The following is a 26,366-nucleotide window of genomic DNA, read 5'->3' on the forward strand; positions in this document are numbered from 1 at the left end:
GGGTGAGCAGGTGTAGCTAACGCACATGCAACCTGGAGTATGACGAGTATATACGATAGGTCATGAGAACCAGCTGCCAAACCACTGGTGGAATTTCATCAGAACGAAATCCACCATTCGGTTAAAGAAGCTGCCTTCATTGACGGGTTCCATGACGATCAGCGGACGCTGTTCGATGGTTTTGTCATTCAGTTTAAAGTCGATGGTCCCCACTACCTGCCCTTTCGTCAGCGGTGCCGTCAGCTGCGGTTCGTTCAGGGTATAACTGGCTTTCAGGTTTTTCAGCTGTCCGCGTGGCAGCGTGATGGAACCCGCCTCACCAGCACCCAGCTTGGCCTGGCTGCTGTCGCCGTACCATACGCGTTGCTCAATGAACGTTGCATCCGGTTTGATAGGGGTGACGGTTTCATAGAAACGGAAGCCCCATGTCAGCAGTTTTTCGGATTCATTAAATCGGATTCGGTCCGTTTTGGTGCCGAGAACCACCGCAATCAGACGCATATCGCCCTGCTTCGCTGACGAGACCAGGTTATACCCTGCACCCGCCGTGGTGCCCGTTTTCACGCCATCAGCGCCCAGGCTGCTGTTCCACAACAGACGGTTGCGGTTCGGCTGTTTGATGTTATTGAACGTGAACTCTTTTTCTTTGTGAATGGCGTACTCATCCGGCACGTCGTGGATCATCGCTTTGGTCAGCAAAGCCATGTCGCGCGCGGTGCTGAACTGTCCCGGCGCATCCAGGCCGTGAACGGTTTTGAAGGTGGTATTGGTCAGGCCCAGCTTTTGCGAATAGCTGTTCATCAGGCTGATGAAGGAATCCTGGCTGCCCGCGACGTAATCCGCCAGGGCGATACAGGCGTCATTCCCGGACTGAATAATGACCCCTTTATTGAGGTTTTCTACCGACACCTGATCGCCAGGCTTCAGGAACATCACCGACGAACCGCGCAGCGCTGGATTACCCGTCGCCCACGCATCTTTGCCGATAGTGACCATGTCGGTCATTTTGATTTTGTTTGCTTTAATCGCCTGACCCACCACATAGCTGGTCATGATTTTCGTCAAACTAGCCGGATCAAGCTTATCATCGGCATTGCCCTCGCTAAGCACTTTGCCGCTGGCATAATCCATCAGGATCCACGCTTTGGCATCGACCGGTGGAGCGTCTGGTTGTTGAACAGCTTCAGCCGCCTGAATGCCAGGAGCCACGAGAAGTAAAAGCAAAGAGCCTGCCGCCAGGCTGCGGGGAGAAACAACTGTACGCGTCATAAGAGCCACCCAAGTATCCATTCCAAAAAACACGCTACGTCACTGACGCCGTGTAACAACAGGCGGTGAGTAATAACGTAGAAATGACCTTAAAGAAACAATGCGTTGGTAAAGTTTTTAAAGTTTACGCAAGAACGCCGCGTTGTGCTTAAAAGTGGGCGTTTTTTTTGATCGCGGTTGTGTGAATGTTGAAATTAACCGACCATGAAGCTTCATTGATGCGCTGTTTACCGGAGTTTATATGATTACGCTGTGGGGCAGAAACAACTCAACAAATGTCAAAAAGGTCCGCTGGACGCTGGAAGAGCTTGACCTTACTTATGATCAGATCCTGGCCGGGCTGGAATTTGGCCTCAATCACGACGCTGACTATCTGGCTAAAAACCCCAATGGCCTGGTGCCGCTGCTGAATGATGACGCAGAGCAAATTACGCTATGGGAATCGAACACCATCGTGCGCTATCTGGTCGCACAGTATGGGCAAAACAGCCTGTGGCAGGCCAATCCGGCCAAACGCGCGCAGGGTGAAAAATGGATGGACTGGGCCAACGGGTCACTCTCTCCGGCACACCGGGTTATCCTGATGGGACTGGTTCGCACGCCGCCAGAGCAGCGCGACCACGCGGCAATTGACACGGGTATTGCCCAATGTGAAAAGCTGTTAACCATCCTGGATGCGGCCCTTGCCGAATCACCGTGGCTTTCCGGTAACGAATTTGGCGTGGGTGATATTGCCGTTGCACCGTTTATTTATAACCTGCTGGAAACGGTCAAAACCTGGCAGCCGCACCCGAATTTACAGCGCTGGTATCAACAGCTGTCGCGCCGTCCGGCGTTCCAGAACGTGGTGATGATCCCAGTCACCTGATGCTCAGGATTGCGGGCTGACCTTTAACAGCTCGCCGTCGGATTCGTCGGTTAACACATACAGATAGCCGTCGGGTCCGACGCGCACATCACGAATGCGCTGCTTTCTGTCACCCAGAATGCGTCCTTCCTCAGTGACTTTATTGCCGTCAACGTTTAATACGATAACGTCCTCATCCTTTAACGCGCCGATAAACAACTTTTTCTGCCATTGCGGGAACGTACTGGCATTGTAGAACGCCATACCGCTCACCGCCGGGGAGTGTTCCCAGAAGAACAGCGGCGTTTCGGTTCCGGCTACTTTTTCGCCTTTCGCCTCCGGGATAGGCAAACCGCTGTAATTAATGCCGTGCGTCGCCAGTGGCCAGCCATAGTTTTTCCCGCGCTCTGGAATATTGATTTCATCGCCGCCGCGCGGGCCGTGTTCGTTCAGCCACAAGGTGTTGCTCCACGGATTCATCGCCATGCCCTGCGGATTACGAATACCGTAAGACCAGATTTCAGGTCGCGCACCGGGCTGATCCACAAACGGATTATCCGCCGGGACTTTACCCTGATCGGTCAGGCGCACCACTTTGCCCTGCAATTTATCGAGATCCTGCGCCGTCGCGCGTTGGTTGTTTTCGCCCAGACCAATAAACAGATAGCCTTTACCATCGAACACTAGCCGTCCGCCAAAGTGATTCCCGGTTGATAGCTTCGGCGTCTGGCGGAGCACCACCTTGAACGCGTCGAGGTGCGTCAGGTCATCGTTCAGCCGCCCGTAGCCTACGGCGGTGCCCGCTTTACCGTCATCGCCCACTTCGGCATAGCTCAGCCAGACTCGTCGCGATTGGGCGAAATCCGGGGCCAGAACGACATCCAGCAGCCCGCCCTGCCCGTTGTCCCACACCCGCGGCACGCCAACAATCGGGTCGGACAACCCTTTTCCCTGCTGCCACAGGCGCAACTGCCCGCCGCGAAGGGTTATCAGCAGGCCTTTGTTGTCCGGCAAAAACGCCATCGACCACGGGTGATCGAGCTTGCGCTGCAATACGTCGACCCGAACGTCGGCGGCATACAGCGCCGGGGTAAACAGCAGAGAACCCAGAAGTATACTCAGAGCAAAACGGTGCATGGCTGGCTCCTTTTACGGCGATTGCGTTAAGGGTAGCCAGCGTGTCGGGTATGGACGGGATTTTTACAAAAACTTAACCATGAGGGGGAGTCGCCTCCCCCGGCGGGTTCAGGCATGTGCGCGAGGCGCAGATTTATTTAGTGCCTGAATATTGTCAGATAAGGTGTCGAGACAGCGTTGCAGTGCATCTGGATTAACAGCAATAAACGATGGGCAGTCATGGTGCCCGGTCATCAGGCTAACCGCCGCAGAAGCCAGAGCTTCACCGGCAGTGTATAACGCCTCATTCTGTGCAGACGTCAGCGATGACGACAGCGTTGCCGCGTGGTGGCGCAGCTCGCCGCAGAGTTCAAACAAGTTTTCACGCAGATGATCATTGTCGCTGACTGACATATAACCCTTGGCTCGCCTGAGTTGCAGGTAAGCTGCAAGGTCAATTTGTGCGTTCTCTAGTTTATTCAACAAGTTACGAAACAGTCTGTCAACGTTCATACCTTTCCTCCTGTGTCGTCCAATGTCACCGTTATAGTATGGTCATTTTTTGTACACAAGGATGCGCCAGGTCAATCTTTCAGCACAGATTTACATGATTTTAACCACCGCCGATTGACGGAAACCGCATTAACCCAGCGGTACAAAAAATCAACACCTGTTGAAGTTTTGTTTGTGAAACTGAATCGTAACATTACGCAGCCATGGCTATAGTGTGCCGGACTTCTCAACCAGACGGGCTTTGTTGAATAAATCGAACTTTTGCTGAGTTAAAGGATCAGATCACGCATCATCCGGCAACACCACCGTCCTGGTCGTTAAACGTGTATTCCGCCTGGCCCTGCGAGCTGCGCAGGGCTTTATTGATTCCACAGGGTTCAAAGTCTTCGGTGGAGGTGAGTGGAAAGTCAAAAAGCACGGCAAAGAGCGCCGTCGTATCTGGCGAAAACGGCATCTCGCTGTTGATGCGAGTACGCATGAAGTCATCTGCGCCGACCTGTCGCTGAACAATGTCATGGACGCTGAAGCTCTCCCGGGGCTTATCCTGCACACCCACCGAAAAATCAGGTCAGCGGCGGCGGACGGTGCTTACGATACGCGGCGACGCACAGGGTAAAGCAGTTATTCGGTGGTTCGCTGACGTTGCGTGACTACGATGGAAGGAACCTATTTAGCGGCCTGCGTATTTTTTTCGACCTTGTACAATCAGTCACCGGTTGGTGGCGCGCTCCCGACAGATACCGGTATGACTCCGGCCACCGGGAAAGCCCTGCAACAGATAGCCTGGCAAACCGTGACCGAATTTCGAAATCCGTGAGCAGCGCGAATGTCGATTGCCAAAAGCGCTATGACAACCCACTAAATTTATTCGTTTTTATAGTCTTTAATGGTTTGTTTCACGCGGGAAATCGTTGATCGCCCGCAATTTAGCGCTTTCTGTATTTCGCTGTAACTCGCCCCGGCAACCAGCATCAGTGAAATTCGATGGTGAAGACTCTCATTGACCGGCCTGCCGGCGGCACTTCCGGACACCGTTTTTCGCTTCGCGAACTTTGGATTATTTTGAATATAGGAAATGACATTCTCGATGGTCTCCATCAGAGTATCCGTTGACGCTCTGCTGGCAAGTTTTTCCGCAGTACCGGATGTCTGCAGCCAACGCAATGTCGTTGTCAGGTTCAGAGAAACGACATTCAGCCCGGCGTCCGTCATATTCCTCAGATTTCGCCATTCCTGTTTAGGCAATCGCGCTAAAAAAAGGATCTTCGGAACCAGCAGCACATCACCCGGTTGAACCAGAGCCAGCATCTGGCGCAGGGATGTGAAGTCATGCTCCTCATCTTCAAAGGTCTGAGTAATATTGAAATTTAGTGTCTCGCTTGTTGCAACAAGTGCATTCTTACCCTGCTCATATTCTTCATTCTTAGGCAAATAGGCATAGATTTTCATCGATTCTTCGTCCCCGACCAGACAAGTCCCTTATTGTATATATGAGACCAATGTATTGAAAATTAAAAAATAGCTAAGTGTGTGCCGACAAATCCATTATAAAACAAAGATAAAATGAAATTTCATCTACTTTTTGCACTACATCTCATTTCTGTACAGCACGAATACACAAAAATTATAGGACTAGTCTCATTATGATTGGCGCCACTAAATCTGAACAGGATGGGCCGCCCCCGGTATTGCGACATCCTTATATTTATCTCCTGTTCGCTTTTTAATAAATGGCTACACAGGTACTTTCAGCAGTATTGCATGATCTACAGATAAACATCCCCCCGGAAATTAACAGCGCCTCCCGCAATGTTAACTTCAGGTTTAACCATCACGAATCAACGCTCAACTATTATTTTGAGCATGCATCAAACAGATGGAGCTGCATATGAACATTAAAACGCTTTGCTTTGCCACCATTGTATTAACTGCAATGGCACAATACGCTTGTGCTGCGGACGGTACACTCACCTTCAAAGGTAATATTACGAACTCCTCTTGCTCCCTGCAATCAGGCACAGGGGGGAATATTACCGTACCTTTAGGGTCTATCCCAAAAACAAACTTCAAGGCGAAAAACGATCTTGGTCCCAAAGTAGGCTTTACAATTTCTGTAACTGGCTGCACTAAAGGAACTTATTATTTAGTTCTCGATGGCACAACCGTCGAGAATGAACAAAATGTTCTGGCATTAGATAGTACTGGTGAAGGCTATGCTACAGGGGTGGGTGTCCAGGTTTCAGGGGTAAATGATGCCCCTATCACCATATCAAAAACGATCGATCCAAGTGACGCATCTATTACAGTTGGGGACGATGGTGCCGGCGTATTCCTTTTAAAAGCTAACTATATAGCTATCGCCGATGAAGTTGACGCCGGCACTGCAAATGCAACAGCACATTTCACTATTATCCAACAATAATTAATTTACGCCAGGGATGGCATGAATTAAAAGGAAGAAGAGATGAAAAGGTATCTCCTGCTGCTCATGGTTTTTTGCATGACTCAGGCACATAGCGCGATACAAATTGAGAGCTCACGCATTATTTATTCAGGCGAATCCAATTCAGCCTCGCTTAAGATTAATAACGTCTCGAAGGAAAACTATATTGTCCAAAGCTGGCTGGATAAAAGCAAGGATAATGTAAAACCACCGATCGTGGTCGTGCCTCCGTTAGTCAAACTGAAACCTGAACAATCCGCCTTATTACGATTCATTTACTCTGGCTATGGTCTGCCAGCCGACCGAGAAAGTGTCTTTTGGGTAAATGTGCAGGAAGTACCGCCCAAACCTCAGGAAGAAAATGTTTTACAACTGGCGATCCGCACGAGGTTGAAACTTTTTTACCGCCCGGCAAAACTGAAAAACACGCTGGATAAGGAAGCCAAAAAAATGGAATGGAAAATTAAGGATAACACGCTGCTATTCAGGAACGAGGGGCCATTACATATTACGCTGACCTCAGTTGAAATCGCGGATGAAAAGGGAAAAACATCCCAACTGAATGTTCCGATGATTTCCCCTTTCAGTACAGTATCCGTGCCCGTTGCCAGGCAAACGCACGTAACGAGGATGAGTTACATTAATGATTTCGGCGCAGTTGTCGCCATTGTTCCGACCGCCAAATAGTTTATTTATCCAGGGAGAGGGATGATGAAAGTTGCCCACATCAGAGCTTATTTTTTTGCACTGTTCATCTGTGCCCCTTATGGGGCAATGGCCGCGCAAGCGTACAATACCCTGTTTCTGAATGGCATTGATGAAAAGACACTTGCCGATTTTATTACCCATGACGACGATGTAGCCCCAGGAACTTATCCGGTTGATATTTATATAAATAATATCAAGGTTGACACCCGGAGTGTCACTTTTGAAAGAGAGGCTAATCAGGGAAAATTAAAACCTTGCCTCGATGCAAAGCGTTATCAATCTTATGGTATAAAAACACATGACAGCGATTTGCACTGTCATTCACTCAACCATGATATTCCTGAAGCAAAAGAAGCCTTAGACATTTATCATCATCGACTGGATATCACTATCCCCCAACTCTACATCCAACCGGTCGCTCGCGATGCTATCTCTCCGAGCCGTTATGATGAGGGTATTAATGCCGCTTTTCTCAATTACATCTATACAGCGGATAATAATAAAGATGATACCACTGATCAGACGTATCAATACCTTTCACTCAATAGCGGTATCAATATAGCCAGCTGGCGGTTTCGTAATAACGCTTACTGGAATAAATCCAGTAATGGAACAGATCGCTGGAAAAACCTCTCCAGCTGGGCAGAAACAAATATTGTCCCGTGGAAAAGTCATTTACTGATTGGACAGTCGGCAACCTCCGGGGATATATTTGACAGCGTACAATTTCGTGGCGCCCAGTTATCCAGTGATAATACGATGTTACCGGATAGTCAAACAGGTTATGCCCCGACAATACGCGGCATTGCGAACAGTAATGCGCGTATCGAAGTCCGGCAAAACACTTATCTTATTTATTCGACCAATGTGGCACCAGGCCCCTTTGAGTTAACAGATATTTATGCGGTTAACCGCAGCGGTGATTTTTATGTCACGGTGATCGAAGCGGACGGCAGTAAAAGCACATTTACCGTGGCCTATACGGCGTTACCGAATCTGGTACGCAGTGGATTGTGGAATTACCAACTCGCCGCGGGGAAATACCATAATGATGACAACAACTACTCTCCCGCCTTCATGCAGGGCACGGTATCCCATGGGTTGAATAATATTTTTACGCTGTTTGGTGGCATGCTGGTCGCTGAAAATTACACCGCAGGCGCGATTGGCGTGGGGAGTAATCTGGGGAGTCCAGGCGCAGTCTCTGTCGATATCACCCGGGCTGATACTGCTCTCGCCGATGGCGAGCATAAACAGGGCAACAGCATCCGATTTTTATATGCAAAAGCCTTTCGGGAGTCAGGAACTGATTTTCAGATAGCCGGGTATCGCTATTCAACAGCAGGGTATTACGATTTTTCGGAAGCCATTGCCGAACACCAACGCTGGGACCACGGGGCATATAAAAATTATTACTGGGATAATCCAGACCCCAACGATCCCGACTGGGCCGTGAGAAAGCCTGAAACATATTATACTTCCAGTTACAACACTAAAAAAGAACGTTTTGATTTCTCAGTCAATCAGCATTTGGGTAATAAAACGGCTTTTTACCTTAACTTCAGCAAGCAAAATTACTGGCAAACGACCGGACATGATTTGTCGTTTCAGGGGGGACTCAGTTCCAATATCGGTCGTGCCAGTTATAGTATTTATTATCAAAACAGCCGCAATCATTATTCCGCACATGACGACAGTGTGAATTTTCGCATCACGATTCCGTTCTATTTTAAAGACCAGAATAATATAACGGCATCCTTTAGTGTTAATAACAGCAAGTCGGGTGGCACGTCAGGGACTACAGGCATCAGCGGCACATTGCTCGACGACGGACGTATGAATTACGCCGTCGAAACGGCCTATGACCAAAACTCAAAATCGACGAACAGCGTCAGTGCTGGTTATCAGGGGCAGTTTGGCAATGCCTATGCCGGGTATAGCTACAGCGATGCCAGTCAACAAACCAGCCTCAACCTTTCCGGTGGCCTTATGGTACACAGCGGTGGCATCACGCTTTCCCAGCCTCTCGGGGAAACGTTCTCGCTTATTGAAGCTAAAAATGCAACAGGAGTCCGCGTTGAGAATAACCCAGGCGTAAGCATCGATAGATTGGGTTACGCAATATTACCCAACACTATCCCTTATCGCGTGAACACCGTTGCATTGAATAGCCAGGATTTCGGCTCCCATCTGACTATCCCCAACGCGATCGCCGATACCGTTCCAACCCGTGGTGCCATTACCCGGATCACTTTTGACACCTGGACAGGAGAAAGCGTGCTCATTCACAGTTCGCTGGCAGACGGCAGCGTTCCGCCACTGGGGGCAGCGGTATTCTCTGCAGATGGCAGAAACAGCGGCCTGATCGGGCCTGAGGGAGAGATCTTTATTGCTGGCGTCGCAGGAGGAGAAACACTGAAGATTAAGTGGGGTGGCACGGCGGAAGACCAATGCCAGATAACCCTGCCTGTGCAGCAACCAGACGCGAGCCATGCTGTTGGTGGCTATCGCGAATTAACTTTACCTTGTCGCCAGTAAGTGAGGAAAAAATGACAGGCATTAAAACCTGGGGACTGTGCATGGCAACAGCCCTGTTAATGATGATCATCTCGCCACACACTGTTTATGCCCTGACCTGCAAGGCGTCGAATTCGGTGGTCAGTGAAACGGTAAATGTCGGGTCAATCATTAAGGCATCCAGTTCGGAGATTAAAGCCAACCAAAAAATCTGGGTGTCATCGGCCATTAACGCCACCTTTACCTGCACAGATACAGATAGTCATCCGCAAGGTGAGATGGCCTTTTTCTGGCTTGATCCCAAAGACCAGGCCCGTACCCTTCCTGCTTTTATCTCAATAGGCATAACCTACAACGGCATTGACTACCCGCTGGTGAAGGGGCAAAAAGTACAGCTGGGACCTGCGACAGTATGCAACAAAGTGAAAGCGACATGCCTCTCCCCGGCCACGCCGCAAACCTTCAGTCTTGAATATCAGGTTTATATTAAAGCGACCGGTTCTACGATCCCTATTGGTGGGGCTATTCAGGACAATCTCAATCTCTCATTATTTCAGGTTGACGGTGAAGGAGGATTGCGTGGTGGGGATACGAATTTCAATCTGTTTATTACCGGTCTAAGTAAGATAAATCTAATGGCTTGCGTCCCCACAGTGACGATTTCGCCTAATACACTGGATTTTGGCACAATGAGTTCGCATAACGCATCACCTGGGCACATTGAGCGAAAACGTCAATTTAACGTCGTGTATGGACTACAAATTAAGGGATCGGGTGTAATCTGCGGTACCGAAAATCTGCTGACCACGTTCAGCACCCCAAATCCCCTGCAGGACAAAACCATCATTCTGCCCGCCACGGACAGCGGCTTCGGTATTATTCTCTCGGACAATACCAGTCTTGACCCCCCTATCGAAATGAATGCGCCCAAAGTGATGTCGATAACCGCAGGTAACATTATCAATAAAACGTATACTGCGGGTGTGATGTGGCTGAGTAATCAACCCAAAACGGGTGACTTTTCCGCAACGGCGACGATCACCGTGACGTTTCAGTGAACAGAGCGTAATGGAGGCGTGACCGCGTGGTGTACCTGAATGGCGAACCCCGCGTTAAGCCGGGCGACGTGCTGCGTGCGAAAGGCGAATACGATCTGTGGGGTTCACGGGTTTAATCGCCTTTATTCTCACCCCGCCCCGGGAGAGAATCGCCCTACCTACCCTTTGATCTTCGGATCCAGCGCATCACGCAAACCATCGCCCAGCAGGTTGAACGCCAGTACCGTCAGGAATATCGCCAGCGCCGGGAACAACGCTACGTGCGGCGACATCACCATATCGGCACGCGCTTCGTTGAGCATCGCGCCCCACTCCGGGGTCGGCGGCTGTGCGCCCAAGCCGAGAAACGACAGGCTGGCTGCGGAAATTATCGACACGCCAATTCGCATGGTGAAATAGACCACAATCGACGATACGGTGCCCGGCAGGATATGGCGGAACAGAATGGTGCTGTCGCTGGCGCCAATGCTGCGTGACGACTCAATAAACGTCTGCTGTTTGAGCACCAGCGTGTTGCCGCGTACCAGACGCGCAAAAGCCGGAACGGAGAATATCGCCACCGCGATGATGACGTTCGCCATTCCGCTGCCCATCACCGCCACCACGGCTATCGCCAGAAGAATGCCCGGGAAGGCAAACAGCACGTCGCAGATACGCATGATGACGCGGTCCCACCAGCCTTCGTAATAGCCCGCAAGCAGCCCCAACACCGTGCCGACCACAGCGCCGATCAGTACTGCAAACACGCCCGCAGCGAGTGAAATACGCGCCCCAACCAGCACCCGGCTGAAAATGTCGCGCCCGAGAGAATCCACGCCAAACCAGTGCATCATCGACGGGCCATCGTTCAGCCGGTCGTAATCGAAGTAGTTTTCCGCATCGAACGGCGCTATCCACGGTGCCAAAAAGGCCACCACGATCAGCAGCACAACAAACACCGCGGCGGCCATCGCCACCGGCTGTTTGCGGAATTTGCGCCAGAATTCATGCCACGGCGTGCGCACCTGTCCGGGAGCCACTCCGGGCAGCGCGTTCATGATTGCCTGACGTCGCCAGTTTAACAGTCGCACTTACTTGTACCTGATAGCCGGGTTGATGGCGGCATACAGCACGTCCACCACCAGATTGATGAGAATAAATTCCAGCGAAAAGAGCAGCACTTCCGCCTGAATCACCGGATAGTCGCGCATCTCCACCGAATCCACCAGCAGGCGCCCAAGCCCCGGCCAGTTAAAGACCTTTTCGACCACAATGGAGCCGCCGAGCAGAAAACCAAACTGCAAGCCCATCATGGTCACCACCGGGATCATCGCGTTACGCAAGCCGTGTTTGAGAACCACCCACGTTTCGCTGACGCCTTTGGCCCGCGCAGTACGCATGTAGTCTTCATTAAGCACATCGACGAATGACGCTCGCGTGAAGCGGGCCATCACCGCCGCCACCGCAGCACCGAGGGTGATTGACGGCAGAATGTAGTGCCGCCAGCTGTCCGCGCCAACGGTCGGCAGCCAGCCCAGTTCAACGGAAAAGACCTGCATCAGCAGCATGCCCAGCGCGAACGCCGGGAAGGAAATACCGGTGACGGCAATCGCCATGCCGAGCCTGTCCGGCCAGCGATTGCGCCAGACGGCCGCCGCTACCCCCATCGCCATACCGAAAATCACCGCCCAGATCATGCTGCACAGCGTGAGCCACAGCGTTGGCATGAAACGACTGGCAATCTCTTCCGACACGGGACGATGCGACACCATCGAGGTGCCAAAATCGCCCTGCAAGACGTTGACGATGTAGTGCCCAAACTGAACGTACAGCGGCTGGTCGAGGCCCAGCTGTTGACGCACCATCGCCACGACTTGCGCATCCGCTTCCGGCCCGGCAATCAAACGCGCGGGGTCGCCGGGCAGCAGGTGCACAAACAGGAACACTAGCACCGCCACGATGAGCAGCGTCGGGATCAGACCGAGCAGACGTTTAATGACGTAACTAAACATTACTTCAGGTCGGCCTCATCAAAGCTAAAACCGGTATCCGGCATGATGTAGAACCCGGTCAGGTTTTTACTGTGCGCAGAAACCAGTTTTTCCACCACCAGCGGAACCCATGGCGACTCTTTCCAGATGGTGTCCTGAGCCTCTTTGTACAGACGCTCCTTCTCTTTCGGGTCATTGGTCTTCAGCGCTCCGGCGAGGTCTTTGTCCACCTGCGGATTGCTGTAGAACGCGGTGTTAAACAGCGTTGGTGGCCAGTTTTGCGAGGCAAACAGCGGCGACAGCGCCCAGTCTGCTTCACCAGTCGAGGCCGACCAGCCGGTGTAGAACATTCTTACGCCGCTCTCTTTCTGCCCTTTGGCTTCGACTTCTGACGCTCGCTGACCCGCATCCATCGCCGTCAGCTGTGCCTTGATGCCCACCTGCGCCAGCTGCTGCTGGGTGAACTGCAGCACTTTTTGCGCGGTGCTGTGGTTATGTGACGACCACAGCGTGGTGCTGAACCCGTTCGGGAAACCGGCTTCTTTCAACAGTTCGCGGGCTTTCGCCGGATCGTACGGCCACGGTTTATACGTCTGCGCATACGCAATGGACGGCGGTACCACGCCAGTCGCCGGGGTCGCGTAACCAGCAAAGGCCACTTTCACCAACGCCTGACGGTTGATAGCGTAATTGATCGCCTCCCGCACTTTCGGGTTATCAAACGGTTTTTGCGTCACGTTCATGCTGATGTAGCGCTGCATGATTGACGGGCTCGCCACCAGCTCCAGCTTGCTGTTTTTTTCCAGCAGCGGGGCCTGCTCGTAAGGGATCGGGAACGCAAACTGCGCTTCACCGGTTTGCAGCATCGCCGCGCGGGTATTGTTATCAACGACCGGACGCCAGGTGATGGTGTCGAGTTTTGGCAGACCTTTCTGCCAGTAGCCATCAAACTTCTTCACCTTCACAAAGTCAGTCTGGTTCCAGGTCTCGAGCGAATACGGCCCGGTGCCCACCGGATGGAAGCCGATATCCTTGCCGAATTTCTTGATAGCCGCCGGGGAAATCATCGCCGTCGCCGGATGCGCCAGAATGTTAATAAACGCTGAGAACGGCTGTTTGAGGGTAATTTTCACCGTCAGTGGATCGACCGCTTCAGTGCTGGCGATATCCTTGTACAGGTTATAGCGCTTGAGATGGTTATCCGGGTTGCTGGCCCTGTCGAGGTTGATTTTCACCGCCTCGGCGTTGAAATCGGTCCCGTCCTGGAATTTCACTCCGCTACGCAGTTTGAGGGTGTACACCAGCCCGTCATCTGACACCGTGTAGCTTTCCGCCAGCACGTTGTGCATTTTCATGTCTTTATCGAGGCCAAACAGCCCCTGATAGAACGACTTTGCCACCGCCTGAGACAGCGTGTCGTTCGCGTCATACGGGTCGAGCGTCGTGAAATTTGACCCCACCGCCACCACCACATCTTTAGCCGCAAACGCGGGTGCGGCGGCCAGGGCGGAAACAACACCCAGTGCCAGCAGCCATTTACCTGAAATCTGTTGTGTCATGTTGTTCTCCTGATTGTTATAGGCGCGACAGTGCGCTGGGGGTATCGTCCCGGGCGACAAAATGCCCAGGGCTAACCTGAACCAGCGGCACGCTGGCAATCTCTTCTCCCCGCGGATAAATATTACCGGGCAGCTCATCGGACAGCAGTACGCGCTGCGGTCGACGGTGCGTCGGGTCAGCCACCGGCACGGCGGCCATCAGCTTGCGGGTATACGGGTGCTGCGGGTTTTCAAATACGGCATTACGCGGGCCAATCTCGACAATTCGCCCGCGGTACATCACCGCCACACGGTGGCTGATGCGCTCAACCACAGCCATATCGTGGGAAATAAACAGGTACGCCATGCCCATTTCCCGCTGCAAATCGAGCAGCAGGTTGATTATCTGCGCGCGAATAGACACATCCAGCGCGGATACCGCCTCATCGGCAATCACCACTTTCGGGTTGAGCGCCAGCGCGCGGGCGATACAAATCCGCTGACGCTGGCCGCCGGAAAATTCATGCGGATAACGCCAGGCGTGCTCCGGCTGTAGCCCGACACGTTCGAGTAACCACGCCACGCGACGTCGGGCATCAGCTTCCGGCATCATGTTATGCACCCGCAGCGGTTCAAGAATGGAATAGCCGACGGTTTGCCGCGGATCGAGCGAGGCCCACGGATCCTGAAAAATAAACTGAATGTCGCGCCGCAGCGGCTGAAGTTGGCTGTCCGACAATGTATCAATGCGTTTCCCGTTAAACGTAATGTTGCCGCTTTGCGACTCCACCAGCCGTAACAGCGCGCGCCCGGTCGTCGATTTCCCGGAACCGGATTCGCCCACCAGCGCCAGCGTTTCGCCGGGCCACAAATCGAAACTCACCTTCTCCACCGCGTGTACTTCGCGGGTGACGCGGTTTAGAATGCCGCTGCGTAGCGGAAAACGGGTCACCAAATCACGCACCTGCAAAATCGGCTCACCGGGAACGACGGTGTCCTGCTCAGCGGGTATGGCGTCAGTGTTCAACAGCGGGAAACTGCGCGGCAACGCGCTGCCACGCATGGCGCCCAGCCGCGGAACCGCCGACAGTAACGCTTTGGTGTACGGATGCTGTGGCGCGTGAAAAATTTGCTCGACGCTACCCGTTTCCACCGCTTCGCCCTGGTACATCACCAGCACTCTGTCGGCGATATCCGCCACGACGCCCATGTCGTGAGTGATAAAAATCACCCCCATCTCCATCTCTTTTTGCAGCACATCGATCAGCTGCAGAATTTGCGCCTGAATGGTGACGTCCAGCGCGGTCGTCGGTTCGTCGGCAATCAGCACCGCCGGACGACAGGAGAGCGCCATCGCAATCATCACTCGCTGGCGCATGCCGCCAGAAAGTTGATGCGGGTAGCGCGCCAGAATAGTTTCGGCTTCCGGAATACGCACCTGATCGAGCATTTTCTTCGCGGCTTTCAACGCATCATCGCGCCCTAACCCCTGATGCAGACGGATAGACTCGGCTATCTGCTCGCCCACGGTAAACACCGGGTTCAGCGACGTCATCGGCTCCTGGAAGATCATTGCGATATCCGCCCCGCGCACGCGACGCATTTGCGACGCGCTTTGGGCCGTTACGTCAATCACTTCGCGGTTACGACGGCGAAGCATTAGTGCTTCGCTGTTCACCTCACCGCCGGACTGTTCGAGCAGGCGCATTAACGCCAGCGCGGTGACCGATTTCCCCGAGCCGGATTCGCCGACAATCGCCAACGTCTCGCCGCGTTTGAGGCTAAATGAAAGATGCTTTACCGCCTGAACTGGCTGCTGTTCCTGCTGAAAAGTAATGTTCAAATCACGCACCACCAGCACCTCGCTGGGGTTGATTTCATGGCTGTGCGGCACGCTTCCTCCTGTCACCGGTAGATGCCGACCGTAGGTGTATCGCCGACATACGCATATGCGCGGTACATCCCTTCGCTGTTGAACGGCATCGCTACATTGCCTTCACGGTCAATGGCAATCAGACCACCACTGCCGCCAAGGGCGGGAAGTTTTTCCATAATCACCCGTTCGCAGGCATCCTGCAGGCTTAAATCGCTGTATTCCATCAGGGCCGAAATATCGTAGGCCGCGAGGGTGCGCATAAACACTTCACCGGTGCCGGTGCAGGACACCGCCACGCTGGCATTATTGGCATAACAGCCTGCGCCCGGTAGCGGGCTGTCGCCCACGCGTCCAGGTAATTTGTTGGTCATTCCGCCGGTTGAGGTCGCGGCGGCGAGATTACCTGCTTTATCGAGCGCGACGGCCCCAACGGTGCCCATTTTGGTCTGTTCATCCAGCGGCGAATCACTGTGATCGAGCCGCGTGTCTCCCGCAGCCTGCGCCTGTCGAAGCTGGTGCAGGCGTTCCGGCGTAGAGAACAAGTCGTTGCTGACCTTTTCCATCCCATGTTGCACGGCGAATTTCTCGGCCCCTTCACCGATCAGCAGCACATGTGGGCTTTGCTCGAGCACTACACGCGCAGCAAGAACCGGGTTGCGTAAATGCTTAATGCCTGCCACCGCGCCCGCTTGCAGAGAATAGCCATCCATCACGCAGGCATCGAGTTCGTGCGTTTCATCGGCGGTAAACACCGCCCCGGTTCCGGCGTTGAACAATGGGCACTCTTCCAGCAACCGTACGGCCTCGGTCACTACGTCCAGCGCACTGGCCCCGGCCTCCAGCATTTTCTGACCGGTCTCGACTATCGACGACAGCGCGACGACATATTGCTGTTCGCGTTCTGGCGACATATTGCCACGGGTTATCGCCCCGGCTCCGCCATGAATGGCGATCGCTGCATGACTCATTGCGCCCTTCCCTTCGGCTGAAGATATGCTTTTTCTATAAATATCATTATTGTGCCGATTAATTTATATGATTTTTGAATATAGAAAGCGCTGTTGGTGCTGTAAAGGCATCCGCGCCCCTGACATACAGTCGAGGTCACTTTTCTGCCATAATGGGCGCAACAGACGAATTGTCGCAGGAGTAACGTAATGGATTTTAACGCCGGACTGATGCCGCTCGACGTGGCACTGACGCAGATGCTCGATCGTATTTCCCCGCTGAATGACACCGAAACGCTGCCGCTGATGCAGGCCTTTGGCCGCATTACCGCCGAAGATGTGGTTTCCCCACTCGACGTGCCAGGTTTTGATAACTCGGCGATGGACGGCTATGCCGTGCGTCTGGCAGACCTCGTAGACGGTAAACCGCTGCCTTTGGCGGGCAAAGCCTTCGCCGGACAGCCGTTCGACGGTGAATGGCCAACAGGCACCTGCGTGCGCATCATGACCGGCGCACCTGTGCCGCCAGGCTGCGACGCGGTGGTGATGCAGGAAGAAACCGAGCAGACCGATAACGGCGTATGCTTCACTGCCAGCGTTAACGCGGGCCAGAATATTCGCCGCCGCGGCGAAGACATCACCGCCGGTAGCGCAGTCTTTCCGCGTGGCACGCGCCTGACCGTTGCTGAGCTGCCGGTGCTGGCCTCGCTCGGCATCCCGCAGGTTGAGGTGGTGCGCAAAGTGCGTGTGGCGGTGTTCTCCACTGGCGATGAACTGAAGTTACCCGGCGAACCGCTGGCAGCGGGGCAGATTTATGACACCAATCGTCTGGCGGTGCATCTGATGCTCGAACAGCTTGGTTGTGAGGTGATTAACCTCGGCATTATTCCTGACTCACAGGAAAAACTGCGCGCGGCGTTTATCGCCGCTGATTCGCAGGCCGATGTGGTTATCAGTTCCGGCGGCGTGTCGGTAGGCGAAGCGGACTACACCAAAACCATTCTCGATGAGCTGGGCGAAATCGCGTTCTGGAAGCTGGCCATCAAGCCGGGCAAACCTTTTGCATTCGGCAAGCTGAATCACAGCTGGTTCTGCGGCCTGCCGGGCAACCCGGTTTCTGCCGCGCTGACGTTCTATCAGCTGGTGCAGCCGCTGCTGGCGAAACTGAGCGGCAATCCGGACTCTGGCCTGTCACCGCGTCTGCGGGTACAGACCACCACCCGACTGAAAAAATCGCCAGGCCGTCTCGATTTCCAGCGCGGCGTGCTGACCCGCAACGCTGAAGGGGATTTAAGCGTCGCCACCACCGGACATCAGGGTTCACACGTATTTAGCTCGTTCAGCCAGGGCAACTGTTTTATCGTGCTGGAACGCGATCGCGGCAACGTTGATGCGGGCGAATGGGTGGAAGTTGAACCGTTTAACGCGCTGTTTGGGGGGCTGTAATGAGCGTGGAACTGAGTGATGCGGAGATGCTGCGCTACAACCGGCAAATCGTGTTGCGCGGTTTCGACTTTGACGGTCAGGAAAAGCTGAAAGACTCGCGAGCGTTGATTGTTGGCTTAGGCGGTTTAGGCTGCGCCGCCGCGCAATATCTGGCGGCGGCTGGCGTGGGTCAGATGACGCTACTCGATTTCGACACCGTGTCGCTGTCAAACCTGCAACGCCAGACGCTGCACAGCGATGCCGCGATTGGTCAGCCGAAAGTCGAGTCTGCCCGCGATTCGCTGTCTCGGATCAATCCGCACGTGCAGTTTATCTGCATAGATTCGCAGCTCGACGATGCGGCGCTCGCAGAGCAAATCGCAGCGCACGACGTGGTGCTCGACTGTACCGATAACGTGCAGATTCGCAATCAGCTCAATACGGGCTGTTTTCAGCATAAAACGCCGCTGGTTTCCGGGGCAGCCATTCGGATGGAAGGGCAAATCAGCGTATTCACGTATCAGGCTGGCGAACCGTGTTATCGCTGCCTGAGTCGTCTGTTCGGTGAAAACGCCCTCACCTGCGTCGAGGCGGGCGTGATGGCCCCGCTGGTCGGCGTTATCGGTTCGATACAGGCAATGGAAGCCATTAAGCTTCTGGCCGCTTACGGCACCCCCGCTGCCGGGAAAATCGTGATGTACGACGCGATGACCTGTCAGTTTCGGGAGATGAAGCTGATGCGGTTTACCGGGTGTGAGATATGTAGTCCGGTCTAAGCCACTCTGCCCGGCGGCACTGCGTTGTGCTCGGGCCTACAAAAGCGTAGGCCAGGTAAGCGTAGCGCCACCGGGCATAAAATTACAATTCCGCTCGTCCAAACGCCTCCAGCCAATCCTGTTCAAACTTATCAATAGCAGCAACCGCTCGCTTTGTTGACGCATATCAAAATTACTTTCATTCGAAAGTTATTTAATCTTTACATGAAAGCAAAGAGGCGATTTATGATTTTCAATATTCAGCGCTATTCCACCCACGATGGCCCCGGCATCCGCACCGTTGTCTTTATGAAAGGCTGCTCACTCGGCTGCCGCTGGTGCCAGAATCCGGAAAGTCGGGCCCGCACGCAGGACCTGCTGTTTGACGCACGTTTGTGTCTCGACGGTTGCGACCTTTGCCAGCAGGCGGCGCCGCGGGTGATTGAACGCGCGCTGAATGGTTTGGTTATCCACCGTGAAAAGCTCAAACAATCGCATCTGGATGCGCTCGTCGAGTGTTGTCCCACGCAGGCGCTGACGGTGTGTGGAGAACGCAAAAGCGTGGACGACATTATGGCCACCGTCCTGCGCGATAAACCGTTTTACGATCGCAGCGGTGGCGGCCTGACGCTTTCCGGCGGCGAGCCGTTTATGAACCCGGAACTGGCGCTTGAACTGCTGAAAACCAGCCACGACCAGGGCATTCATACCGCCGTCGAAACCTGCCTGCATGTGCCGTGGAAATATATCGAACCCGCCCTGCCGTACATCGACCTGTTCCTCGCTGATTTAAAGCATGTCGATGCAGACAAATTTATGCAGTGGACAGACGGCTCGTCAAAACGCGTGCTCGACAACCTGAAACGGCTGGCGTCGGCGGGCAAAAAGATGACCATCCGCGTGCCGCTTATCCAGGGATTTAACGCCGATGAGGCCTCGATTGAAGCCATTACCGAATTCGCCGCGACCGAACTGCACGTCAGCGACATTCACTTTTTACCCTATCACACGCTCGGCATGAACAAATATAGCCTGCTTGGCGTGCCCTATTCTGCTCCAGATAAGCCGCTCGATGCCCCGGAATTGCTGGAATTTGCCCAGCAGACTGCACAGGCAAAAGGGCTGACTGCGACCCTACGAGGATAATACGATGACCACCCTGAAACTCGACCAACTGACCGACCGCATTCAGGCGCATAAAAACGCGCTGGTACATATCGTGAAGCCGCCGGTCTGCACCGAGCGCGCGCAGCATTACACTACGGTTTATCAGCGCAACATGGATAAACCGATTCCGGTTCGCCGCGCGCTGGCGCTGGCCTACCACCTCGCTGGGCGCACTATCTGGATCAAGCATGATGAGCTGATTATCGGTAACCAGGCGAGCGCTGTGCGCGCCGCACCGATTTTCCCGGAATACACCGTCAGCTGGATTGAGAAAGAAATTGACGATCTGGCGGACCGTCCGGGCGCGGGCTTTGCGGTGAGTGAAGAGAACAAACGCGTTCTGCATGAAATTTGCCCGTGGTGGAACGGCCAGTCGGTGCAGGACCGCTGCTACGGCATGTTCACCGACGAACAAAAAGCGCTGCTGGCGACCGGGATTATCAAAGCTGAGGGCAATATGACCTCCGGTGATGCGCATCTGGCGGTGAATTTCCCGCTATTGCTGGAAACAGGCCTCGACGGCCTGCGCGAAAAAGTGGACGAACGCCGCTCGCGCATTAACCTGACGGTGCTGGAAGACCTGCACGGCGAGCAGTTCCTGAAAGGCATTGATATCGTGCTGGAAGCCGTCAGTCTGCACATCAGCCGCTTTGCCGAACTGGCGCGGAAAATGGCAAGTGAAGAACCTCGCGAAACCCGCCGGGACGAACTGCTGGCCATGGCTGAAAACTGCGATGTCATCGCCCACGAACCGCCGAAAACCTTCTGGCAGGCGCTGCAGCTATGCTATTTCATTCAGTTGATTCTGCAAATTGAATCCAACGGTCATTCAGTATCGTTTGGCCGTATGGACCAGTATCTGTACCCGTTCTACCGTCGCGACGTGGAGCTGAACCATTCACTCGATCGCGAAATGGCGATTGAGCTGCTGCACAGCTGCTGGCTGAAGCTGCTGGAAGTGAACAAGATCCGCTCCGGCTCGCACTCTAAAGCCTCTGCCGGGAGCCCGCTGTATCAGAACGTGACCATCGGCGGACAGAAACTGGTAAATGGCGACGCAATGGACGCGGTGAATCCGCTCTCCTACGCGATTCTGGAATCCTGTGGTCGTCTGCGCTCGACGCAGCCAAACCTCAGCGTGCGCTATCACGCAGGAATGAGTAGCGACTTCCTCGACGCCTGCGTGCAGGTGATCCGCTGCGGTTTCGGGATGCCCGCTTTCAACAACGACGAAATTGTTATCCCGGAATTCATCAAGCTCGGCGTGGAAAAACAGGACGCCTACGACTATGCCGCCATCGGCTGTATCGAAACCGCGGTCGGCGGCAAATGGGGCTATCGTTGCACCGGCATGAGCTTTATCAACTTCGCCCGCGTGATGCTGGCGGCGATGGAAGGCGGACGCGATGCCACCAGCGGCGAAGTGTTCCTCCCACAAGCGAAAGCGCTGTCGCAGGGTAATTTCGCCGGTTTCGAAGAGATGATGTCGGCGTGGGATACGCAGATCCGCTATTACACCCGCAAATCAATTGAAATCGAATACGTGGTCGACACCATGCTGGAAGAAAACGTGCCCGACATTCTGTGCTCGGCGCTGGTTGACGACTGCATTGAGCGTGCGAAAAGCATTAAAGAAGGCGGCGCGAAGTATGACTGGGTATCCGGCCTGCAGGTGGGCATCGCTAACCTCGGCAACAGCCTGGCCGCGGTGAAAAAACTGGTGTTCGAACAGGGCGCTATCGGCCAGCAACAGCTCGCCGCCGCGCTGGCGGATGATTTCGACGGCCTGACCCACGAACAGCTGCGCCAGCGTTTGATTAACGGCGCGCCGAAATACGGAAATGACGACGACACCGTGGATGAGCTGCTGGTGCGCGCGTATCAGACCTATATCGATGAGCTGAAGCAGTATCACAATCCGCGTCACGGTCGCGGCCCGATCGGCGGGGATTACTACGCCGGAACGTCGTCGATTTCCGCGAACGTGCCCTTTGGTGCGGCGACCATGGCCACACCGGATGGGCGCAAGGCGCACACCCCACTGGCGGAAGGCGCAAGCCCGGCATCCGGCACCGACCATCTCGGCCCAACCGCGGTGATTGGCTCGGTCGGGAAACTGCCGACGGCGGCTATCCTCGGCGGCGTGCTGTTAAATCAGAAGTTGAACCCGGCAACGCTCGATAACGACAGCGACCGTCAGAAGCTTATGGCGCTGCTGCGCACCTTCTTCGAAGTGCATAAAGGCTGGCACATTCAGTACAACATCGTGTCGCGTGAAACGCTGCTGGAAGCGAAGAAATACCCGGATCAGTACCGTGACCTGGTGGTACGTGTGGCGGGGTATTCGGCGTTCTTTACCGCGCTTTCGCCGGATGCGCAGGACGATATTATCGCCCGTACTGAGCATATGCTGTAAAGAGGTCAATGCCGGTTGCGCTTCGCTGAACGGCTTACAGGATCGAATCCTGTAGGCCAGGCATGCAACGCGCCGCCGGGCATTTCATCGCATCCCATCTTTCGAATGAAATAAATTTGTGCTGCTCATCACATTGTAATTAGAATATTGCTGATCGCAGTAACATTCAGGAGCGCAATGTATGACCGTTAAAGTTATCGTCACCGATATGGACGGAACTTTTCTCAATGATGCCAAGCAGTACTCTCGCGAACGCTTTTTGGCGCAGTTCCAGCAGCTTAAGCAGCGCGACATTGAGTTCGTTGTTGCCAGTGGTAATCAATACTACCAGCTGATTTCCTTCTTCCCTGAAATCCGCGATCAGATTTCTTTCGTCGCCGAAAACGGTGCGCTGGTTTATCAGCACGGCCATGAACTGTTCCACGGCGAACTGACGCGCCACGAATCCCAGGTAGTGATTGGCGAACTGCTGAAAGACCCTCAGCTCAATTTTGTGGCCTGTGGCCTGGAAAGCGCCTACGTCAGCGATAAAGCACCCGAAGAATTCGTTAAGCTGATGTCGAAACACTACCATCGCCTGAAGCCGGTTTCTGACTATCAGCACATCGACGACAAGATTTTCAAGTTCTCTCTGAACCTGCCAGACAGCGAAATCCCGCAGCTGATCGATGCCCTGCACGTTTCGCTCGACGGGATCATGAAGCCCGTTACCAGCGGCTTCGGCTTTGTCGATTTGATTATTCCTGGCCTGCATAAAGCCAACGGTATCAGCCGTCTGCTGAAAAACTGGCAGCTTTCGCCGAGCGATTGCGTCGGCATTGGCGACAGCGGCAACGACGCCGAAATGCTGAAGCTGGTGAAATACTCGTTTGCGATGGCCAATGCGGCTGACAGCATCAAAGCCATCGCTCGTTACCAGGCCGACGACAACAATCACGACGGCGCACTGAATGTTATTCAGGCCGTGCTGGATAACGCTTCCCCGTTCGACGCCTGACAAAACGCCGGAGCGCCCTGCTCCGGCAACGCCTTGTTTATCCTGCCCAGATATTCCCTCCTTTTCTCAACATTCAGCAATCGTGAAACGCATCAAATTATTTAACTTGCATTAACCTATTTTTAACTTAAAGTATCACTTGTAAGTTAAATTACTTTCGAATGAAAGATTGAGAGGTCAATCATGGCGCTTACCTTTACCCGTTCAACCCTGCCTGCCGATCACAAAGCGGCTATCCGTGAAATGAAAAAAGCACTGCGCGCGCAAATTGGCGACGTGCAGGCGGTATTCGACCAGCTCACAGCACACATCGAAGCCCGCGTGGCAGAGATCGATGCCCTGAAAGCCGCCGGGAACCCCGTCTGGCCAGTGTTGGCCTATAGCGACCTTGCCAGCGGTAAGGTGACGGAGGCCCAGCGCGAGGAAATCAAACGTCGCGGCTGCGCGGTGATTAAAGGGCAATTCTCGCGCGAGCAGGCGCTGGACTGGGATCGTTCGATGCTCGACTATCTCGATCGCAATCACTTTGACGCGGTGTACAAAGGGCCTGGCGATAACTTCTTCGGCACCCTGACCGCGTCACGCCCGGAGATCTATCCGATCTACTGGTCACAGGCGCAAATGCAGGCGCGCCAGAGCAATGAAATGGCCGCGGTGCAGTCTTTCCTGAATCGTCTGTGGCGTTTTGAGAGTGAAGGCAAACAGTGGTTCAACCCGGACGTGAGTGTCATTTATCCGGACCGCATTCGCCGTCGCCCGCCGGGAACCACCTCGAAAGGCCTCGGCGCACATACCGATTCCGGGGCGCTGGAACGCTGGCTGCTTCCTGCTTATCAGCAGGTTTTCGCCAACGTGTTTAACGGCGACTTCACGAATTTCGATCCGTGGGATGCCGCACACCGTACGGAGGTTGAAGAGTACACCGTGGAGAACACCACTAAGTGTTCGGTATTCCGTACCTTCCAGGGCTGGACCGCGCTGTCAGAGATGATCCCGGATCAAGGCCTGCTGCACGTGGTGCCAATCCCAGAAGCGATGGCGTACGTTCTGCTGCGTCCGCTGCTGGACGATGTGCCAGAAGATGAGCTGTGCGGCGTAGCACCTGGCCGCGTGCTGCCGATTTCCGAGCAGTGGCACCCGCAGCTGATCAAAGCGCAGACCTCCATTCCCGCGCTGGAACCGGGGGATTCCGTGTGGTGGCACTGCGACGTTATACACTCTGTGGCACCTGTGACCGAGCAACAGGGCTGGGGCAACGTGATGTACATCCCGGCGGCCCCGATGTGCGATAAAAACCGGGCCTACGCGCAGAAGGTGAAAGTCGCGCTGGAATATGGCGCATCGCCGGGCGACTTCCCCCGCGAAGATTATGAAGCCACGTGGGAAGACCGCTTTACCCTCGGCGATCTGAACATTCACGGAAAACGCGCGTTGGGAATGGAGATTTAATCGTCGTACAACCCCTCCCGCTCTACGGCGGTACGTCGCGTTCCCGGACGTATCCGCCGCACCGATTCCCGCACCGCCAGGGTGCCATGCAGCAACAGCGATCCACACGGCGCTTCCGGGCGAATCAAACGCTGTTGCAGCATCTGCACTGCTTCGGTACCCAGTTCATCGCGCGGCACATGAATCGCCGTCAGCGGAACGTCCTGGATTGCCGCCAGATTAAAACCGTCGATGCTCATGACTGATACATCTTGCGGCACCCGCAGCCCACGTTTTTGCAGCGCGCTTATCGTGCCTGCCGCCATAAAATCGCCCCCCACCAGAAATGCCGTCGGCAGCGTTTTGCCTGCCTGCGCATCCAGCCAGGCACCGACTTTTTCCTCGGTTTCTTTGGCACTGAAGCTCGGCACCGCAATCAAATCGCGTGCATCCTGAAAGCGTAAATTGCCGTTTTTCCACGCTTCACGAATGCCCACCAGTCGCAGCTCCATGGTGTAGCGCCGCAGACACATGACGTTCACTACCGCGCGGTGGCCCATGTCAAAGAGGTAGCTCGCGGCAAACTGGCCGATCAGCCGGTGATCCGGCGCAATCGACGGCAGGCGCATTCGTTCATCGCGGCAGTTGATCAGTACGCAGGGCTTGGCGAAATCCACTGCCAGATCGTGAATATGCGGATCGTCAATACCGAGCAGAATCGCCGCCTGCGTTTCGCCTTCGTTCATTCGCGCCAGAAACAGGTTGGCGTCGCTGTCGTTCTCCTCCAGCGCGCAATACCGCAGGCGCACCTCGTGAGGGGACAGCGCCTTATTGATGCTCTGAATGACACGGTAATAAAAGATATCGGAACGTTCGTCGAAGGCGCGTTGTGGCGCAAACACAATCAGACTGTTGAGCAGCATTCTTCCGGCTGCCATGCCATCCATTACGCCCAGTTCTCGGGCGCAGCTCAACACCCGGTCTCGCGCTTTTTCGCTGGTGTTAGCTTTACCCGCCAGCACCCGGGAAACCGTGCTGGCCGACAGCCCGGTTCGCGTCGCAATTTCAGCGATTTTGAGCTTTTTATCCATTCTGTGATCTACCTCCATTTTGCAAATGAAAGAATTTTCACGGGAATTTTCCCCGCTATTTAAGGGGGTAAATAGGTTAAAAAGGAGTATATCCCTTGCTCATGAAAAAACTTGCATAAAATGCACTATTGTCGCTCATTTTTCTGCCATACCCTAAATTGGCCTGACAACTTCCATACTAGTTATCCGGAAGATTACCAAAAGAAAACCATTAGGTTTCAAGAAAATATAAAAGCGGTATGACAACTCTCACACTGAGATGAGTCATCTTTCCCCCTACAAACC

General features: G+C 54.1%; 21 protein-coding genes and 2 pseudogenes. 13 read left to right on the forward strand and 10 right to left on the reverse strand.

The genetic code is table 11. From position 1 onward, the window contains the following. Positions 1 to 60: 60 nt before the first annotated feature. Complete coding sequence (gene dacC / locus MUU51_RS18665) at positions 61 to 1,269, reverse strand: serine-type D-Ala-D-Ala carboxypeptidase (RefSeq protein ID WP_258968338.1); 1,209 nt, start codon at positions 1,267 to 1,269, stop codon at positions 61 to 63. 241 nt (positions 1,270 to 1,510) lie between these two features. Between dacC and MUU51_RS18670 the strand changes: the two genes are divergently transcribed. Further along, entirely contained in the window at positions 1,511 to 2,137 is a 627-nt protein-coding gene (locus MUU51_RS18670) for a glutathione S-transferase family protein (RefSeq protein ID WP_159773466.1), read from the forward strand. 3 nt (positions 2,138 to 2,140) lie between these two features. Here MUU51_RS18670 and MUU51_RS18675 read toward each other — a convergent pair whose 3' ends face one another. After that, positions 2,141 to 3,253, reverse strand: a complete 1,113-nt coding sequence (locus tag MUU51_RS18675; protein WP_258968339.1) for a PQQ-dependent sugar dehydrogenase — start codon at positions 3,251 to 3,253, stop codon at positions 2,141 to 2,143. Between the two features lie 108 nt (positions 3,254 to 3,361). After that, positions 3,362 to 3,745 carry a biofilm formation regulator BssR gene (locus tag MUU51_RS18680; RefSeq protein ID WP_258968340.1) on the reverse strand — a complete coding sequence of 128 codons (384 nt, stop codon included), beginning with the start codon at positions 3,743 to 3,745 and terminating at the stop codon, positions 3,362 to 3,364. A gap of 301 nt (positions 3,746 to 4,046) precedes the next feature. Between MUU51_RS18680 and MUU51_RS18685 the strand changes: the two are divergent. Further along, a pseudogene (locus tag MUU51_RS18685) lies at positions 4,047 to 4,346 on the forward strand (transposase); the annotation flags it as partial. Between the two features lie 263 nt (positions 4,347 to 4,609). Here the strand turns inward: MUU51_RS18685 and MUU51_RS18690 are convergent. Then, positions 4,610 to 5,194, reverse strand: coding sequence for a recombinase family protein (locus tag MUU51_RS18690; protein ID WP_258968341.1), 585 nt, complete (start codon positions 5,192 to 5,194; stop codon positions 4,610 to 4,612). A gap of 439 nt (positions 5,195 to 5,633) precedes the next feature. On the opposite strand from MUU51_RS18690, the gene MUU51_RS18695 reads away from it, so the two are divergent. The 5 genes and pseudogenes from MUU51_RS18695 to MUU51_RS18715 all read left to right on the forward strand — a co-directional run. Further along, positions 5,634 to 6,167, forward strand: coding sequence for a fimbrial protein (locus MUU51_RS18695; RefSeq protein WP_258968342.1), 534 nt, complete (start codon positions 5,634 to 5,636; stop codon positions 6,165 to 6,167). 42 nt (positions 6,168 to 6,209) lie between these two features. Continuing rightward, positions 6,210 to 6,875 (forward strand): fimbrial biogenesis chaperone, encoded by a 666-nt coding sequence (locus MUU51_RS18700; RefSeq protein WP_258968343.1) that lies wholly within the window; start codon positions 6,210 to 6,212, stop codon positions 6,873 to 6,875. Positions 6,876 to 6,896: 21 nt separating this feature from the next. Beyond that, positions 6,897 to 9,434: a fimbria/pilus outer membrane usher protein gene (locus tag MUU51_RS18705; RefSeq protein WP_258968344.1), complete on the forward strand. Its 2,538-nt coding sequence runs from the start codon at positions 6,897 to 6,899 to the stop codon at positions 9,432 to 9,434. Between the two features lie 41 nt (positions 9,435 to 9,475). After that, a complete protein-coding gene (locus MUU51_RS18710) occupies positions 9,476 to 10,471 on the forward strand; it encodes a fimbrial protein (RefSeq protein WP_200849693.1) in 996 nt (331 codons plus the stop codon). Between the two features lie 20 nt (positions 10,472 to 10,491). Beyond that, positions 10,492 to 10,587 (forward strand): annotated as a pseudogene (locus tag MUU51_RS18715) (hypothetical protein); the annotation flags it as partial. A 42-nt stretch (positions 10,588 to 10,629) separates the two neighbouring features. Here the strand turns inward: MUU51_RS18715 and gsiD are convergent. The 5 genes from gsiD to iaaA are packed head-to-tail and all read right to left on the reverse strand — an operon-like array spanning position 10,630 to position 16,823. Beyond that, positions 10,630 to 11,541 carry a glutathione ABC transporter permease GsiD gene (gene gsiD, locus MUU51_RS18720; RefSeq protein WP_159773480.1) on the reverse strand — a complete coding sequence of 304 codons (912 nt, stop codon included), beginning with the start codon at positions 11,539 to 11,541 and terminating at the stop codon, positions 10,630 to 10,632. Continuing rightward, a complete protein-coding gene (gsiC, locus tag MUU51_RS18725) occupies positions 11,542 to 12,462 on the reverse strand; it encodes a glutathione ABC transporter permease GsiC (protein ID WP_159773482.1) in 921 nt (306 codons plus the stop codon). Continuing rightward, entirely contained in the window at positions 12,462 to 14,000 is a 1,539-nt protein-coding gene (gene gsiB / locus MUU51_RS18730; RefSeq protein WP_159773484.1) for a glutathione ABC transporter substrate-binding protein GsiB, read from the reverse strand. Before gsiB ends, gsiC begins: the two co-directional genes overlap by 1 nt. Before the next feature lie 16 nt (positions 14,001 to 14,016). Continuing rightward, positions 14,017 to 15,873 carry a glutathione ABC transporter ATP-binding protein GsiA gene (gene gsiA / locus MUU51_RS18735; protein WP_258968345.1) on the reverse strand — a complete coding sequence of 619 codons (1,857 nt, stop codon included), beginning with the start codon at positions 15,871 to 15,873 and terminating at the stop codon, positions 14,017 to 14,019. A gap of 11 nt (positions 15,874 to 15,884) precedes the next feature. Then, positions 15,885 to 16,823, reverse strand: a complete 939-nt coding sequence (gene iaaA / locus MUU51_RS18740; protein ID WP_258968346.1) for a beta-aspartyl-peptidase — start codon at positions 16,821 to 16,823, stop codon at positions 15,885 to 15,887. Between the two features lie 189 nt (positions 16,824 to 17,012). Here iaaA and moeA point away from each other — a divergent pair, with 189 nt between their 5' ends. From moeA to MUU51_RS18770, 6 genes are all read left to right on the forward strand, one after another. After that, positions 17,013 to 18,248 carry a molybdopterin molybdotransferase MoeA gene (gene moeA, locus MUU51_RS18745; RefSeq protein ID WP_258968347.1) on the forward strand — a complete coding sequence of 412 codons (1,236 nt, stop codon included), beginning with the start codon at positions 17,013 to 17,015 and terminating at the stop codon, positions 18,246 to 18,248. After that, a complete protein-coding gene (gene moeB / locus MUU51_RS18750; protein ID WP_159773492.1) occupies positions 18,248 to 19,003 on the forward strand; it encodes a molybdopterin-synthase adenylyltransferase MoeB in 756 nt (251 codons plus the stop codon). Before moeA ends, moeB begins: the two co-directional genes overlap by 1 nt. A 225-nt stretch (positions 19,004 to 19,228) precedes the next feature. Further along, on the forward strand, positions 19,229 to 20,128 hold the full coding sequence (locus tag MUU51_RS18755) for a glycyl-radical enzyme activating protein (RefSeq protein ID WP_258968348.1): 900 nt from the start codon (positions 19,229 to 19,231) through the stop codon (positions 20,126 to 20,128). Between the two features lie 4 nt (positions 20,129 to 20,132). Continuing rightward, a complete protein-coding gene (locus MUU51_RS18760; protein WP_258968349.1) occupies positions 20,133 to 22,565 on the forward strand; it encodes a formate C-acetyltransferase/glycerol dehydratase family glycyl radical enzyme in 2,433 nt (810 codons plus the stop codon). A gap of 181 nt (positions 22,566 to 22,746) precedes the next feature. After that, positions 22,747 to 23,562, forward strand: coding sequence for a Cof-type HAD-IIB family hydrolase (locus MUU51_RS18765; protein WP_258968350.1), 816 nt, complete (start codon positions 22,747 to 22,749; stop codon positions 23,560 to 23,562). Positions 23,563 to 23,745: 183 nt separating this feature from the next. Then, positions 23,746 to 25,011, forward strand: coding sequence for a DUF1479 domain-containing protein (locus tag MUU51_RS18770; RefSeq protein ID WP_258968351.1), 1,266 nt, complete (start codon positions 23,746 to 23,748; stop codon positions 25,009 to 25,011). Here MUU51_RS18770 and MUU51_RS18775 read toward each other — a convergent pair. Continuing rightward, positions 25,008 to 26,099, reverse strand: a complete 1,092-nt coding sequence (locus tag MUU51_RS18775; RefSeq protein WP_258968352.1) for a LacI family DNA-binding transcriptional regulator — start codon at positions 26,097 to 26,099, stop codon at positions 25,008 to 25,010. The genes MUU51_RS18770 and MUU51_RS18775 overlap by 4 nt on opposite strands. Positions 26,100 to 26,366: the final 267 nt, after the last annotated feature.

Source organism: Scandinavium manionii (assembly GCF_024764775.1).
Lineage (GTDB): Bacteria > Pseudomonadota > Gammaproteobacteria > Enterobacterales > Enterobacteriaceae > Scandinavium > Scandinavium manionii.